The sequence below is a fragment of the Helicobacter sp. NHP22-001 genome (assembly GCF_030270165.1).
GTDB lineage: Bacteria > Campylobacterota > Campylobacteria > Campylobacterales > Helicobacteraceae > Helicobacter > Helicobacter gastrofelis.
Window position 1 is genome coordinate 72140 of the sequence record NZ_BSWS01000004.1, and the last position, 14781, is coordinate 86920.

General features: G+C 49.0%; 14 protein-coding genes and 1 pseudogene. 12 read left to right on the forward strand and 3 right to left on the reverse strand.

The features are described from left to right. Genes QSJ47_RS04725 through QSJ47_RS04735 form a run of 3 tightly spaced genes read left to right on the forward strand, consistent with a single transcriptional unit; the run spans position 1 to position 4948 of the window. Positions 1 to 420, forward strand: coding sequence for an acetone carboxylase subunit gamma (locus QSJ47_RS04725; RefSeq protein WP_285602594.1), 420 nt, complete (start codon positions 1 to 3; stop codon positions 418 to 420). 9 nt (positions 421 to 429) lie between these two features. Next, on the forward strand, positions 430 to 2571 hold the full coding sequence (locus tag QSJ47_RS04730) for a hydantoinase/oxoprolinase family protein (RefSeq protein WP_285602595.1): 2142 nt from the start codon (positions 430 to 432) through the stop codon (positions 2569 to 2571). 10 nt (positions 2572 to 2581) lie between these two features. Then, the gene (locus QSJ47_RS04735) at positions 2582 to 4948 is read left to right on the forward strand and encodes a hydantoinase B/oxoprolinase family protein (protein WP_285602596.1); all 2367 of its coding nucleotides are present in this window, start codon (positions 2582 to 2584) and stop codon (positions 4946 to 4948) included. Between the two features lie 38 nt (positions 4949 to 4986). On the opposite strand, the gene pyrE is transcribed toward QSJ47_RS04735, so the two are convergent. The 3 genes and pseudogenes from pyrE to secG form a co-directional block, all read right to left on the reverse strand. Beyond that, a complete protein-coding gene (pyrE, locus tag QSJ47_RS04740) occupies positions 4987 to 5586 on the reverse strand; it encodes an orotate phosphoribosyltransferase (protein WP_285602597.1) in 600 nt (199 codons plus the stop codon). 4 nt (positions 5587 to 5590) lie between these two features. Continuing rightward, positions 5591 to 6148 (reverse strand): ribosome recycling factor, encoded by a 558-nt coding sequence (frr, locus tag QSJ47_RS04745; protein WP_221272368.1) that lies wholly within the window; start codon positions 6146 to 6148, stop codon positions 5591 to 5593. 5 nt (positions 6149 to 6153) lie between these two features. Next, positions 6154 to 6615, reverse strand: a pseudogene (secG, locus tag QSJ47_RS04750) (preprotein translocase subunit SecG); the annotation flags it as partial. Positions 6616 to 6699: 84 nt separating this feature from the next. On the opposite strand from secG, the gene QSJ47_RS04755 reads away from it, so the two are divergent. The 9 genes from QSJ47_RS04755 to QSJ47_RS04795 all read left to right on the forward strand — a co-directional run bounded on the left by QSJ47_RS04755 (position 6700) and on the right by QSJ47_RS04795 (position 14772). Then, the gene (locus QSJ47_RS04755; protein WP_260321676.1) at positions 6700 to 7410 is read left to right on the forward strand and encodes a methyltransferase domain-containing protein; all 711 of its coding nucleotides are present in this window, start codon (positions 6700 to 6702) and stop codon (positions 7408 to 7410) included. Beyond that, the gene (gene trpS, locus QSJ47_RS04760; protein ID WP_221272365.1) at positions 7407 to 8390 is read left to right on the forward strand and encodes a tryptophan--tRNA ligase; all 984 of its coding nucleotides are present in this window, start codon (positions 7407 to 7409) and stop codon (positions 8388 to 8390) included. Before QSJ47_RS04755 ends, trpS begins: the two co-directional genes overlap by 4 nt. After that, positions 8387 to 10171: an extracellular solute-binding protein gene (locus QSJ47_RS04765; protein WP_502875118.1), complete on the forward strand. Its 1785-nt coding sequence runs from the start codon at positions 8387 to 8389 to the stop codon at positions 10169 to 10171. The genes trpS and QSJ47_RS04765 overlap by 4 nt, the downstream gene beginning before the upstream one ends. Then, entirely contained in the window at positions 10171 to 11235 is a 1065-nt protein-coding gene (locus QSJ47_RS04770) for a microcin C ABC transporter permease YejB (protein ID WP_221272364.1), read from the forward strand. Before QSJ47_RS04765 ends, QSJ47_RS04770 begins: the two co-directional genes overlap by 1 nt. Further along, the gene (gene purM / locus QSJ47_RS04775; RefSeq protein ID WP_285602598.1) at positions 11235 to 12203 is read left to right on the forward strand and encodes a phosphoribosylformylglycinamidine cyclo-ligase; all 969 of its coding nucleotides are present in this window, start codon (positions 11235 to 11237) and stop codon (positions 12201 to 12203) included. The genes QSJ47_RS04770 and purM overlap by 1 nt, the downstream gene beginning before the upstream one ends. Positions 12204 to 12205: 2 nt before the next feature. Then, entirely contained in the window at positions 12206 to 12772 is a 567-nt protein-coding gene (locus QSJ47_RS04780; protein ID WP_285602599.1) for an SH3 domain-containing protein, read from the forward strand. After that, complete coding sequence (locus QSJ47_RS04785) at positions 12773 to 13564, forward strand: shikimate dehydrogenase (RefSeq protein WP_285602600.1); 792 nt, start codon at positions 12773 to 12775, stop codon at positions 13562 to 13564. It abuts the gene before it with no gap. 75 nt (positions 13565 to 13639) lie between these two features. Then, the gene (locus QSJ47_RS04790; RefSeq protein ID WP_221272360.1) at positions 13640 to 13801 is read left to right on the forward strand and encodes a hypothetical protein; all 162 of its coding nucleotides are present in this window, start codon (positions 13640 to 13642) and stop codon (positions 13799 to 13801) included. A 386-nt stretch (positions 13802 to 14187) separates the two neighbouring features. Then, positions 14188 to 14772: a DUF262 domain-containing protein gene (locus QSJ47_RS04795; RefSeq protein ID WP_285602601.1), complete on the forward strand. Its 585-nt coding sequence runs from the start codon at positions 14188 to 14190 to the stop codon at positions 14770 to 14772. Positions 14773 to 14781: the final 9 nt, after the last annotated feature.

Sequence of the window (14781 nt, forward strand, 5' to 3'; positions counted from 1 at the left end):
ATGCGCGTTCCTATGACCGAATACCTGATGATCGATTTAAACAGCGAGCGGTGGCTCTGCCGTGTGTGTGGGCATGACTTTGGCGATGCTAGAGATACTTACAAAAAGGGCACTCTCATTTACGACAGAAACCCCGAGGAGATCCACCCACCCATTTTAGACCCCAAACGCTACCAATACACCTTTTCGCCCGACCCCAAGTTTTGCCGTATTTACGAATACTATTGCCCCACTTGTGGGACACAGATTGAAACCGAGTATGTCCCCCCAAACTACCCCCCCACCGTTGACATGCTTTGGGACATTGACGACCTTAAAAGGCGTTGGAAAGAGATCGGGCAAGACCCCGAAACCAGCGTGCATTATGGACCCGGTGAGAACGCCCAAGCCGATTTGCGGGCTAAGTTTGACAAAAAGTAAGGAGAGAGCATGAAGCGCATTTCTGTAGACATTGGCGGGACTTTCACGGATTGCTTCTTTGCGTGGGATGGCAAATACATTGAATCCAAGTCCTTAACCACCCACCACAACTTGTCCTTGGGCTTTAACGCCGCCTTGGACAATGCTTGTAAAATCGCAGGGCTCACTAGGGAACAGGTGCTAAAAGAGGTGGATAGCGTGCGTTACGCCACCACTTTAGGCACAAATGCCTTGATCGAGGGCAAGGGGCCTAGAGTGGGGGCGATTGTTACACATGGCTTTGAGGACACCATCCACCTATCACGGGGCAAGGGCTATGGTGAGGGACTAGATGTTACCGAGCAAGGCAATATGCCAAACGCCCAACGCCCCGATCCCATCGTGCCTAGGCGTATGGTGCGCTCCGTCAAAGAACGCGTGGATAGCGTGGGCGAAATTTTAGTGCCCTTGCAAAAAGAGGATGTTAGAAAGCAGGTGCGCGACTTGGTGGATAATGGGGCGCAGGCGATTGTGGTTGCGCTCACCAATGCCACCGAAAACCCCAGCCACGAGCAGCTCGTGCTTGAAACAATCTTAGAGGAATACCCCGCCCACGAACTTGGGGCGATCCCCGTGATCTTAAGCTCGCAGGTTTCGGGGCGCAAGGGCGAATATGTGCGCGCCAACACCACGATCATAGACGCTTTTTTGTATGAAATCATGTTCCACGCCCTAGGGCAGCTCAGCTCTAACCTGCGTGATAGTGGGTATGGCAAGCCCATGCTCGTGATCCACAACAGCGGGGGGATGGCGCAGAGCAACTCCACAGATAGCCTACAAACCATCCACTCCGGACCCGTTAGTGGCGTGAGCGCATCCCAGCACTTGGCCGAAACCACGGACATTGGCAATGTGGTGTGTATGGACATGGGCGGAACTTCCTTTGACATCGGGATTTTGCCTAAGGGTGGGGTCAAACACTACGACTTCCAGCCCGTGATCTGCCGCTGGCTGGTAACCCTGCCTATGATCCACCTAAACACCCTAGGGGCTGGGGGTGGGTCGATTGCCACTTACGATCGCATCCACCAAGCGGTGAAAATCGGGCCTGAGAGTGCGGGCTCAGATCCGGGCCCGGCGTGTTATGATCGGGGCGGGTTAAACCCCACGGTTACCGATGCCGACTTACTCTTAGGTTACCTTGATCCGGACAACTACGCCAACGGGGTGATCAAGCTCAACCCCAAACGCTCTAAATTCGTGATTGAAGACAAGCTTTGCGACCACTTGGATTTGGATGTGATCGAAGTGGCTAAGGTGATTAAGCGCACTGTAGATGAGCAAATGGCGATCGGCATTGAAATGGAGCTACGCAAAAACGGGGGCAATGTGGATGAATTCACCATGGTTGCCTATGGGGGCAATGGGCCTTTGCACGCTTGTGGGATCGCCTACCATGCAGGCATACAAAAAATCCTATTCCCCCCCTTTGCCTCTGTCTTTTCGGCTCTGGGCGCGGGCAACATGAAGCCCCTACATATCCACGAGCGCAGCGGCTATATTGTGCTGTATGAACCCATTGAGCGCAAACTCTTTGATGAATACGAGCGCATGAACGAATACATTGAGGAGTTGGAGCGCAAGGGCAAGGAGGATTTGAAACGCCAAGGCTACGACACCACCCATGTGCAGCACCGCCTAGAAATGGACATGCGCTATGGCAACCAACGGGTAACAACTTCTGTGGTGCTTGACATCAACCGCTTTAACCATGTGGGCGATGTTTTGCGTGCGATCCGCACCTTCTCGGATGTGTATGCCAAACGCTACGGCAAGGGGGTGGAAGCTCCAGAAGCGGGTGTGCGGGTGCAAACCGTGCGGGTGGCGACCTTCATTGACACAGATGTGGTGCATTTTAAAGAGCTCTACACCAATCACAAACGCACCATCCCCCCGGCTAAAAGCCACCGCAAGGTCCATTTCGTGGATGAAAACGAGCCCATTGAAACACCCATTTACGATGAGAGCGTGCTGAGTGCGGATTATGTGATCCACGGACCTGCCATTGTCACGACCAAAAGCACAACCTACCTCGTGGAGAAGAATTGGCGGATCGAGCCCACCCCACAAGGGGCGGTTTGGTTGCTTAAAGAAAATGTCAAAGCCAAATAAGGAGAACACGATGCCAAAGAACAATCAAGGGACGCATGTCCACGCCCACAACCACCCCCACGCCCACAACCACCACACCCATGGGGGCGATAAAAAGGTGCTCAGTGCTGAAGAGCAGGCGTGGGTGGATGATTTTATGAACGAAACCACGCTCTTTTTAGGGCCAGACCCGGCGATCATGCGCCACCACTCGATCGCCACGCGCACGCCTTTAGAGGAAGAGGTGCTTAAAAAAGGGGGCGATCCACTTTTATACGATAGGATTCGTCGCCGCCTGAGTGGCTCGCTCGATGAGGCCTTTGAAATGTGCGAGAGCATGGGCGCAGCCCCCGGGGCGAAGTGGGCGGACTTGTCCGTGGCGGTTTATACAGCCAGCGGGGATGTGTGCTACATGTCCAATCGGGGCGTGATCGCCTTTGCCGCCGTCTTACACCACCCGATCCGCTACATTATGAAGTATTGGAAAGATGAACCCACCGTGGGGATCCACCCGGGCGATGGCTTCTTCCACAACGATGCGCGCTTTGGCTGCGTGCACAACACGGACCAGTCCATGCTCACCCCCGTGATTAGAAATGGCGAAATCATCGCATGGGTGGGGGCGACGATCCACGAGGGCGAAAACGGGGCGTGTGAGCCCGGTGGGATGCCCTCCGGCTCTGAAACCCCCTTTGACGATGGTCTTAGGGGCAGCCCGATGAAAATCGTGGAGAGGGGCAAGTTGCGCCGCGACTTGTTGACTTTCTTGCAGCACTCCACGCGCGATCCTAAACTCATGCTCGCCGACATTAAGGTTAAAATGGGGGCGGTGCGCCGTGTGATGGACATTGTGGATCGCATGATCGATGAGTATGGGATCGATGCCTTTGTGGGGGCGATCCGCATGACTGTGGAGGATGTGGAAAACGAGGTGCGCCGCCGCATCGCCGCCATGCCCGATGGCATGGTAACTGTGGAGCAGTTTGTGGATTCCACGCTCAAAGAGAATATCTTGATCAAGTTTGCTTGTAAAATCACGGTCAAGGGCGATCACATGACCGTGGATTTAAGGGGCTCGGGCAAAGAGATCATCAACCGTGCGATCAATTCACCCCTAGCTTCCACAAAGGCATTCTTTGCCCAAGCGATCTTAAACCACTGGTGGCCCGATCTGCCCCGCTCCACAGGCGCGCTCTCTCCCATTGAGATCATCTCCGATGAAGGCACTTGGGGGGATTGCTCTTATGACGCGCCTAACGGACAGAATTTGCAAGCTTCTTTCCGCGCCTTTAGTGCCTTGCAAATCGCCTATGCCAAATTGCAATTTTCCATGCACACCAAATACGCCAATGTGCTCGCTCCGTGGTTTAACCAAATCAACGACTTCTTATGGGGCGGAGAGACGCAACATGGCGAGCAGGTGGGGAATTTATGCGCCGACTTGAATGGCATGGGTGGAGGGGCGAAAGCCTTTAGAGATGGCGAGGACGCGGTTGCTCCCCTATTTTGCGCCATGGCAGACATCGGCGAGCAAGAGGTGATGGAAGAAGAAGTGCCTTTCTTGCAATTAGTCAGTAAGCGTGTGGTGCGCGATAACCAAGGCTTTGGCAAATATCGAGGGGGCATGGGCTATGAAATGATCGTGGCGGCACGCAACACGCCCGAGTGGGGCTTTATGACCGTTACCTCTGGGGCAAAATTCTCTAGTGTGCCCGGGCTCTTTGGGGGCTATGGGTGTGCCACTTATCCGCTGGCAATGGTGAAGGGGATCAACATCTTTGACATCATCAAGAAAAATCCCGAAGAGTTTGACTTGTCTATGGAGCGGGTGATGAATGAGCGCCCATTTAAAGGCGGAGTTTATACAACCTACCATATGGGCTTGCAATTCGACCGCTCCCAAGAGGGTGAGCTGTACATGATCGCGCAGGGGTGCGGGGGGGGCTATGGCGATGTCTTAGAGCGCGACCCTGAGCTGGTGATGGAGGATTTACAAATCGGGCGCATCTCTGAGCATGTTGCTTCAAATATTTATAAAGTCGTGTGGGATAAGGAAACCTTTGTTGTGGATGAGCAAGCCACCGCCAAGTTACGCGCCAATGAGCGCAAAGCCCGCTTGAAAAGGGGCTTACCCTATGATGAGTTTGTAAAAAAACATGTCAAGGACGAGCCACCCAAAGACCTTTACTACTACGGCTCTTGGGGCGAGGAAAACCCCGAGGAGCTCATCGCCACCGTGTGGGATCACCACGGGCCCAAGCGCGTGAAGGGTAAACTTGAGGACATTCCCCTTGTGGTGATGCCAAATCGCCATGTGGTGAAAATCGCCCAGCTTGAAAAACGGGTGGAAGAGTTGGAGATCAAATACGAGGGGGGGGTCAAACCTAAATTAGTCTAGCCCTCTTTGCCAAGCCACCTTGCTTGGCTGGCCCCAATTTAATTGCCTCGACTGCCCGGCTTAATGGGTTTGCTGTGCTGACATAGGGGGCAGGTCTCTGGCGGATACATTTCAAAGTTAAAATCCGCTAGGGCAAAAAAGGGCAAATTTGGCAATTTGCACGCCCCCTTATGTGTGGGCTTTAAGCCTCTTTCACAAATACCCCGATTGGCAAGGCTGGCAAAGCCCACGACTTTTGCCCCTAAGCTTTCCACGCACGTCTTAGCCTCCATCGCCGATCCGCCCGTAGTGATAATATCCTCACAAATTAAAATCTTTTCGCCCTCTTTAACGCTAAAGCCCCGTCTTAAAACCATCGCCCCTTGCACCCTCTCGGTGAAGATAAAACGCACGCCAAGAGCCCGTGCCAGCTCATAGCCGGCTAAAATCCCCCCCAAAGCCGGGGAACAAATGGTTTCAGCCCCTAATTTTGCTTTTTGGATTTCTTGGGCTAAAGCTTGGGCTAATTTTTCGGCAATTTTAGGCTCTTCTAAGACTTTGGCAGATTGCAAGTAAAAATTAGAGTGGTTGCCGCTAGAGAGCAAGAAATGCCCCTCTAAGAGTGCGCCGCAATCGGTGTAGATTTTACGAATATCCATAGCCTTACACCTTTAGCACTTCTTCTTCTTTGGCTTTGGTGTGCTCGTCTATTTTTTTAATGAAGTCATCGGTGTATTTTTGCACCTCAGCCAAAGCCCGTTTGTTCTCATCCTCGCTAATGGCTTTGTCTTTCTCTAGCTTTTTGATTTGGTTGTTCGCCTCTTGGCGGACATTGCGGATCGCCACCTTCGCCTTTTCGCCCATCGCCTTCGCGTCTTTGGCGATCTCTTTACGCTGCTCCATCGTCATAGGGGGGAAGAAAAGTTTGACATTTTCACCATCATTGCTAGGATTAACCCCAATATTTGCTTCTTGCAATGCCCTTTCAATGTCTTTAAGCAGCCCTCTCTCCCAAGGGGTGATTGTGATTGTCGAAGCGTCTGTGGCGATCACGGAAGCGACTTGGTTTAAGGGCGTGGGGGTGTTGTAATACTCTACGCGGACATGATCGACTAAGCTGATTGAAACCCTGCCACTTCTTAGGGTGGTGAAATCCTTACTCAAGGCCTGCAAACTCTTTTGCATTTGCTCTTTGGTGTGCTTGTAAATGTCTTCTAACATGGCTAGTCCTTTTTCTCTTTTTTAGTTTCTTTGCTGTCTTTCTTGCTCTCTGTGTGTGGCTTGTGCTCGGGTAGGGGGATCACATTGTGTTTTTCGTGCTTGTAGGGTACGGCTAGGGGGTGGTTTTCGGTTTTAGGCAACAATAAGGGGTTGCTTAGGGGGTTGTTCTGTGTGGGGTTTTTAGGCACTAAGGGCACAAGGGGGGCAGATTTAGGGGCGTTGTCAATCAAACTAATGTTGTATTCTTTATTGTAGAAATAGCCCAAAGTGATGGTGTTTGTGAGAAACAAAAAGCCCAAAACCATAGTCGCCTTTGCCATGAAGCTTGCCGGGCCCTTCGCCCCAAAGAGCGACTCATTGCTCCCACTATACGCCCCCAGCCCAATGCTTGAGCTTTTTTGCAACAACACCACAATGACAATCAACACAGCCAGCACAATCTGTAAGACCAAGAACAGACTACTCAACACACGCTCCAAAGTGCAAGGATTAAATGGCGATTTTAGCAAAATTTTATTAAAATTAGGGCTTTAGCCATGAAAGGGGGCTTTGTGGGTGAAGCGGTGTGCCACTCTTTTAGCAAGAGTGCCAAAACTTACGCACGCTTTTCAAGCGTACAAGATCGCATGGTGCAAGCTCTGCTTACCCCTTTGGCTGATAGGTTTTACGCTAAGGTTTTAGATTTGGGCTGTGGGAGCGGCAATGTGTTAAAAGCCCTGCCATCTTTGGGCTTAAAAGTGGGCGAATTTGTGGGGCTAGACATTTCTAGCCAAATGCTCGCCTTACACCCCACAACCAGCCCAAACGCCAAGAGTGTCCGCCTAGAGTGTGGCGACTTTGAGAGCGTTAAGCTCACCCAAAGTGATTTAGCCATTGGGGCATCGTCTTTGCAATGGGCGGACAATCTAGGCAAGTTGTGTCGGCACTTGTCGTGCTGTTGCCAGCGTGTGGCGTTAGCCATACACACCGCTGCCAGTTTGCACGAGTTGCACGCCTTCTTAAACACCCACTCGCCTTTAAGGGGGGCTAAAGAAGTGCAGGACATTTTAAAGCAAAGTTTTAAGGGGTTTAAACAAACCATGTGGGTTGAAACATTCAAACAAGAATTTAACGACAGAGAGAGCTTTTTACAACAGCTCAAAAAAGGCGGACTTTTAGGCGGCGGCAGCTTGCCCTTTTCTAAGGCGAAAGCTTTAAAATTGCATGCCCCCTATGCCAGCCTAAGCTATGAAGCTATATTTTTTATTGGGGAGCTTATATGAGTAAGGCCAGAGTGTTTTCAGGCATTCAGCCCACCGGGGGGGTGCATTTAGGCAACTATCTAGGGGCAATCAAGCAATGGGTAAAAGCCCAAGATATTTATGAAAATATCTTTTGTATTGTTAATTCACATGCCATCACCATCCCCAAAGACCCCAAAGAATTGCACGCCCAAAGCCTAGAAATGGCAACTTTACTTTTAGCTTGTGGCATTGAGCCTAGCAAGTCTAGTTTATTTATCCAAAGCCAAATAGACGAGCATGGGGCTTTAGCGTGGCTGTTAAACTGCATAGCAGGCATGGGCGAGCTTAATCGTATGACCCAGTTTAAAGACAAGAGTGCCAAGCAAGAGCAGGTGAGTGCAGGGCTCTTTGCCTACCCTGTGTTGATGGCAGCAGATATTTTGCTCTATCAAACCAACGCCGTGCCTGTGGGCGAAGACCAAAAGCAACATTTAGAGTTGGCAAGAAATTTAGCCCAACGCTTTAATCGAGATTATGGCGCGTGCTTTGTCGTGCCTGAGCCTTTGATCGCTGCAAGTGGGGCTAGGGTGATGGGGCTAGATGACCCCAGCATTAAAATGAGTAAATCACATAAAGCCCCCTTGCACGCCCTGTTCTTGCTAGACACCCCGGATTTAATCGCTAAGAAAATCAAAAAAGCCACCACCGACTCTATGGGTGTGGTTGCCTTTGATGCCACAAGGGCAGGGCTGTATAATTTACTTGGCATTTATGAGAATTTAAGCGGGCAAAGCCGAGCACAAATAGAAAATGACTTTCAAGGCAAGGGTTACGGGCATTTTAAAAATGCCTTGATTGAGCTTTTGATTAGCACCCTAACGCCCATACAAGAGAATTATAAACGGCTACAAGAAAGCCCTGATTATGTCTTAAAGGTGCTAAATGATGGGTGTGCAAAAGTGCGCCCCCTAGCACAAGCGACCTACGGCAAAGCCAAAACGCTCATGGGCTTGGTGTGAAATTTTTAGCGTTTGTGCTATGTGGGGTGTGGCTTTGGGCTAGCCCCTTTATCGCTCTAGGCGAAAAAGCCAAATACCAAAGAAACTTCACACATTTTAACTACGCCAACCCCAACGCCCCCAAAGGCGGACTACTCAAAAACTACGCTTTAGGCACTTTTGATAGCCTAAATCCCTTTTTACTCAAAGGCACAAAGGCAAGCGGTTTAGAGCTCGTCTATGACACGCTACTAGCCCAAAGCCTAGATGAGCCCTATGCTGAATACGCTCTAATCGCCAATGACATAGAAGTGGCTAAGGACAATTCGTATGTGATTTTTGGGATCGACAAAAGGGCGAAGTTCAGCGATGGCGTGCCGATTTTAGCCAGCGATATAAAGTTTAGCTTTGACATTCTCATGCAAAAGGGCAGCCCTGTTTTTAGGCAGTATTACAGCGACATTAAAGAAGCCATCGTGCTAGATAAATGGCATGTGAAATTCAGCTTTAAAAACACCCACAACCGCGAATTGCCTTTAATCTTAGGGCAATTACAAATCTTGCCTAAACACTTCTTTGACACCCATAATTTCAACGACCCCCTATTAGTGCCCGTCTCTAGCGGACCTTACACGATAAAAGACTTTGCCATAGGTAAGCAAATCACTTATCAGCGCAACAGAAACTACTGGGCGAAGGATTTGCCCGTGCAAAGGGGCTCATACAACTTTGACTTGGTGCGTTTTGACTATTACAAGGACGACTCGGTGGCTTTGCAAGCCTTTTTAAGTGGGGCGTATGATTGGCGGTTTGAGAGCACGGCGAAGGTGTGGGCTAGGGGGTATGTGGGTAAGGGGATTTCTAGCGGGCGTATCCATAAGGTGCTTTTTAAACACGCCCTGCCTTCTGGCATGCAAGGCTTTTTTATGAATACTAGACGCGAGCTTTTTAAAGACATAAGAGTGCGCGAAGCCCTATTTTACGCCTTTGACTTTGAATGGGCGAATAAAAATCTCTTTTTCTCACAATACAAACGCACCACCAGCTATTTTAGTAACTCTGTCTTTGCGTCTAGCGGTTTGCCTACAGGGCAAGAATTGCAAGATTTAGAGAAATTTAAACCTGAGCTAGAAAAGTACAACCCAAGGATTTTCACCACGCCCTATTTAGTACCACGCACAAACGGGGCGGTGAAACTCGGGCAAAATCGGCGGGAGAATTTAAAATACGCCCAAGCCCTTTTAAAGCAAGCCGGTTATGTGGTGCAAGACAACCAACTCATCAACGCCAAAACCAAAGAACCCTTTGTTTTCACCATGCTTTTAAATAACGAAGCCTTTGAGAGATTAGCTTTAGCTTACGCCAAGAATCTAAAGGTTTTGGGGATTAATATGCAAGTGCAAAGGGTGGATTTGAGCCAGTATATGGGGCGGGTGAAGAAGTTTGATTACGACATGGTGGTCGGCAGTATCGGGCAATCCTTGTTCCCGGGCAATGAGCAACGCTATTTTTGGGGGAGTAAGAGTGCCACACAAGCGGGTAGCCAAAATTACGCCGGCATTGCTAACCCAGCGATCGATGGCTTGATTGACATGGTGATTAAAGCCAAAGACCGCCAAAACCAAATATCCGCCGTGCGTGCCCTAGATAGGGTGCTTTTGTGGGGCTTTTATGTGATCCCCCACTTCCACGCCCCCTTTTGGCGCATCGCCTATTGGGATAAACTCGCCATGCTTAAAAACCCCCCCTATGGCTTTTCGCCCTATCTGTGGTGGGATAAAAACCTAGAGAGAAAGCCCTAATGCTCTTTTACACCCTAAAACGGCTCTTGCTTTTAATCCCCACTCTCTTCGGGATCATCACCCTAAATTTTTTCATTATCCAAAGTGCCCCGGGCGGTCCCGTGGAGCAGATGATGGCAAAGCTCACAAACGCCACCAACCAAGAAAGCAAGAGTCTAAGCCTAAAAGAAGCCCAACTGAATGAAAGCCGTTACAAGGGGGCACAAGGCATGGACAGTGCCCTTTATAAGGAGCTTACTAAACTCTATGGCTTTGACAAACCCCTTTGGCAACGCTATGTCCTCATGCTTAAAAAATACCTATGCTTTGACTTCGGGCAGAGTTTTTACCGCCAAATCAGCGTGGTGGATTTGATTAAAGAAAAACTGCCCGTGTCGATTTCTTTGGGTTTTTTTAGCACGCTACTCATTTATCTCATCTCTATCCCGCTAGGGATTTTAAAGGCAAGACGCAACAATTCGGGCTTTGATATTGCCAGCAGTGTGGCGGTGGTGGTGGCTAATGCGATCCCCTCATTTATCTTTGCCCTTTTATTGATTGTGCTTTTTGCGTCCGGCACTTATTGGCACATTTTCCCCCTAAAGGGGCTAGTGAGCGACAACTTCGACACCCTAAACACCTTTGGCAAAATCAAGGACTATCTATGGCACATTGCCCTGCCCGTGCTGTGTATGAGTATCGGGGGCTTTGCAAGCTTGACTTTGCTTGTGAAAAACTCGTTTTTAGATGAAATGGGTAAGTTGTATTTAATCACCGCAAGGGCAAAGGGGGCTGGTGAAAACCGCATTTTTTACGGGCATGTCTTTAGAAATGCCATGCTCTTAGTCATTGCAGGTTTTCCTAGTGCCTTTTTGGGGGTGTTTTTCAGCGGGAGTTTATTGATTGAGATTATTTTTAGTTTAGACGGGCTAGGGTTGCTTAGTTTTGATAGCTTGATTAATAGAGATTACCCCGTGGTCTTTGGTTCTTTATATATTTTTACGCTACTTGGGTTATTGGTTAATCTTATTAGCGACTTGACCTATGCCCTTGTTGATCCGCGCATTGACTTTGAGAAACGCTAGTGCAAGTTAGGACTTACCAGCAAAGCGGGGTGGATTTAGACAGGGCACAAGCCCTAATCCGAGCCATTGCCCCTTTAGCCAGCCAAACCTATAATGAAAGCGTTTTGCAGGGCGTGGGGGGGTTTTTTGGTGCTTATGCCATGCCTAGTGGCTATAAAGAGCCCGTGTTGATCTCTTGCACCGATGGCGTAGGCACAAAATTAAAACTTGCCAAAGAAGCAAGGCAACTTTACAACTTAGGGCTGGATTTAGTGGCTATGAATGTCAATGATTTGATTTGTGCTTTTGCCAAACCCCTATTTTTCTTAGATTACTTTGCCACCAGCAAGCTAGAGCCAAGCCAAACCTTAGCCTTGATTGAAGGCATGGCAAAAGGGTGCAAAGAAGCGGGTTGTGCGCTCATAGGCGGGGAGAGCGCACAAATGCCGGGGGTGTATGCCCCTAGGGAGTTTGACTTGGCAGGCTTTTGTGTGGGCGTGGCGGAGAAAAGCGACTTAAATAAGAAAGATAACATACAAGCAGGGGATATTTTAGTGGGTTTTAAAAGCAGTGGTCTGCATAGCAATGGCTTTTCTTTGGTGAGAGAAATTTTAAAGAGCAAGCCCAAGAGTGCTTCAAGTTTAGACACCTTGCTAACCCCCACAAAACTTTACACCCCCCTACTTGCCCTAAAGGACAAAATCCATGCCCTAGCCCACATCACTGGGGGCGGATTAAGGGGTAATTTAGAGCGTGTTTTGCCCCCGACTTTAAGCGCGCAAATAGAGTTAAAAGCCTTGCCAGATATGCCCGTCTTTAGCTGGCTTAAAGAACATTTAGAGCTTGCCGAGTGTTTAAAGGTTTTTAATATGGGTGTGGGGATGGTGGCGATCGCCCCTTGTGAAAACTTAAAGGTGTTAGAAAAGGCAGGGGGCTTTTACTTAGGCACACTTAAAAGTGGGGCGCAAGAAATTATATTTTTGGAGTGAATATGGCAGTGAGATTTTTTAAATTGTATGGCTATGGTTTGGGGGTGGTGTTGCTTTGTTTGGGCATGTATGTGGGGGTGTTTGTGGCTGAGGTCAAACCCAAAGGCACAGAGCAGGCGCAAATAGAGCCATCCAAAGTACAAGAACAAGAGAAAAGCATAGAACAGGCTAAAGAAGCCTCTAAAGGGGCAACCCCCATGGGGGGCACAGAGAGCAAAGAAAACAAGGAGGCAGCAGCCCCCAAAAGCGAAACAAAAACCCTAGAGAACAAAGAGGCGAGCAAAGAAGCTAAAACCATAGAAAACAAAGAGGCGCAAAAAACCACCACCCAAGAGCAAGTCCCCAAAGAGCATGCTAAAGAGGCAAAAGAGGGGACAAAAGAGCCCCCCTACACACTTTATCGTGCGAGTGTGAGTGTCATCAATGTCCGCATTAAGCCGAGCACCCACGCCCCTGTGGTGGCAAAAGTTCTAGAAGGTCAAGAGGTGCGTGTTTTCGAGGTGAAAGAGGGTTGGGGTCGGATAGAAAAAGGTTGGGTGTATTTGCCACTTTTAAAAAAGGATCAATAAATGCGCCTTTATGCTGTCTTTGGTAACCCCATTGCCCACTCCAAATCCCCCCTTCTTCACAATGCCGTGTTTGAGCACTATGAAAAAGAACTTGGCTTTAGGGGGGAGTACCGCCCCATTTTGCTAGAAAGCCCCGCAGAGTTGAAACATCGTTTTTTAGAGCTCGGGCTCTATGGGGCAAACATCACCACGCCCTTTAAAGAAGCGGCGTTTAGTTTAAGCGACAAGGTGGAGGGGCTCGCCCAAGAAATCCAAGCGGTGAACACTTGGGTGTTAAGAGAGGGGCTAGTGGTGGGTTACAACACCGACATAGAGGGCTTTTTAGCCCCCTTAAAGGGGCTTAAGCTTGCTAGGGCGTTGGTTTTTGGGGCTGGGGGCAGTGCGCGGGCTGTGGTGTGCGCCTTACAATCAAGGGGCGTTGAAGTGGTGGTGTGTAATAGAAGTGCAGAAAAATTAGCCTATTTTCGAGCCCAAAATGTGCCTTGTTTTTTATCTAAAGATTGCCCCTCTGCTGCTTATGATTTAATCGTCAACACCACAACCGCCGGGCTAAAGGACAATAGTTTACCCTGCGAGAAGAGTCTATTAAAAGCCTTGTTTAGGCAGGCTAAATATGCCTACGATCTCATTTACCACCAAACCCCCTTTTTAAGCCTAGCACAAGAGCACAACCTACAAACCTTTGACGGCAAGGCGATGCTCATCGCCCAAGCGGTGCTGAGTTTCGCCCAATTTGCCCCCCATTTAAACAGCTCCTTAGTGCTAAAAACCATGCAAGAAACCCTTGCTTGAGCCCTTTAAGCCCGCTTGAGAAAATCAATTTAGGCAGTTTTTAACCCCCCTTTCTTGGTGCAAGGGGCGTTTTCTATGCTTAACGCCCATTTACAGCCTAAAGAGCATTGCCTACTAGATAGTGCCTGTGGGGCGGGGGCGTTTCTCACTCAAGGGGGGTTTAAAAAGGTGATCGGGGTGGATAGGGATTTAATCGCCCTAGCACAAGCCAAAATAAACGCCACAACCGCCATTTGATCCACACAAATGCCCTAAAGGGGTGCAATCGTGCCTGCTTGGAGTTAATAGAAAGTGAGAATCTCGCCATTATAGTCAACCCCTCCACAACGACACCACCTCCCAGGTATGCCAAGCTCTAAAAACCGCCCCCCAAGTATAGCCCCCTCTTTAAAAATCTAGGGATTTGGAGCTTAGTTTTTTGCGCTCTTATGATTTGTTAAAAGTGGATTCTGTCTATATCTTGCACCCTTATATCTTATCTCATCAAAAAGGCAAATTTTAACCCTACACAATCCCCCTTTACCAAAGGGTGTATTCGTGGAAAGAAAAGCACTGGAAACAGTTTTTAGTGGATTTGGAGGAAGCCACAAAAAGGGGACAACCCTTATTTCTTTGGCAGTGTCTTGCTAGAAAACATGCAAGATCACCCGCACATAGATATCATTGATGGGCAACAACGGATCACCACGATTTTAATTTTTATCTGTGCCATGCACCATGTGCTCAGCAACAAGGCTAAAGATGGGGCATTGAGCGAGGGGGCTACAAATGAAGAGTTTTTGCAATACCTCAAGGAAGATTTTCTCATTTTTAGGCAAATCCCAAGACTGCAGGCGGTGGAATACGACCGCGATTACTTCCACGATGCGATCATCCGCAACGATGATAACAAACATGCCCCCCAAACCCCATCTCAAGAGCGCATCAAAAACGCCAAAGCGTTTTTCATTAAAAGTTTGGATGCTTACCCTCTTTCTAAGCTCTTAGAAATGGTGGACACCCTCAAGAAAGCCAGGTTGCTCTACATGGATTTTGGCAATAAAAAAGATTCTGTGTTGATGTTTGAATTGCAAAATAACCGCGGCGAACACCTGACTCATATGGAGAAACTTAAAAGTTATCTCACCTACCAAATCTACACCTACAGCGACTCGCAAGGTGCAGAAATCAGACTCAAAGAAATGGCAGGCATTTTTGAAGAAATCTAACGCACCCTC

Bases quoted from the DNA above. Each gene is read 5' to 3' on its own strand.
- QSJ47_RS04770 (WP_221272364.1), top strand. From the start codon at position 10,171: ATGCTCTTTTACACCCTAAAACGGCTCTTGCTTTTAATCCCCACTCTC.
- trpS (WP_221272365.1), top strand. From the start codon at position 7,407: ATGAGTAAGGCCAGAGTGTTTTCAGGCATTCAGCCCACCGGGGGGGTG.
- frr (WP_221272368.1), bottom strand. From the start codon at position 6,148: ATGTTAGAAGACATTTACAAGCACACCAAAGAGCAAATGCAAAAGAGT.
- QSJ47_RS04790 (WP_221272360.1), top strand. From the start codon at position 13,640: ATGCTTAACGCCCATTTACAGCCTAAAGAGCATTGCCTACTAGATAGT.
- QSJ47_RS04785 (WP_285602600.1), top strand. From the start codon at position 12,773: ATGCGCCTTTATGCTGTCTTTGGTAACCCCATTGCCCACTCCAAATCC.
- QSJ47_RS04725 (WP_285602594.1), top strand. From the start codon at position 1: ATGCGCGTTCCTATGACCGAATACCTGATGATCGATTTAAACAGCGAG.
- QSJ47_RS04735 (WP_285602596.1), top strand. From the start codon at position 2,582: ATGCCAAAGAACAATCAAGGGACGCATGTCCACGCCCACAACCACCCC.
- QSJ47_RS04780 (WP_285602599.1), top strand. From the start codon at position 12,206: ATGGCAGTGAGATTTTTTAAATTGTATGGCTATGGTTTGGGGGTGGTG.
- pyrE (WP_285602597.1), bottom strand. From the start codon at position 5,586: ATGGATATTCGTAAAATCTACACCGATTGCGGCGCACTCTTAGAGGGG.
- QSJ47_RS04730 (WP_285602595.1), top strand. From the start codon at position 430: ATGAAGCGCATTTCTGTAGACATTGGCGGGACTTTCACGGATTGCTTC.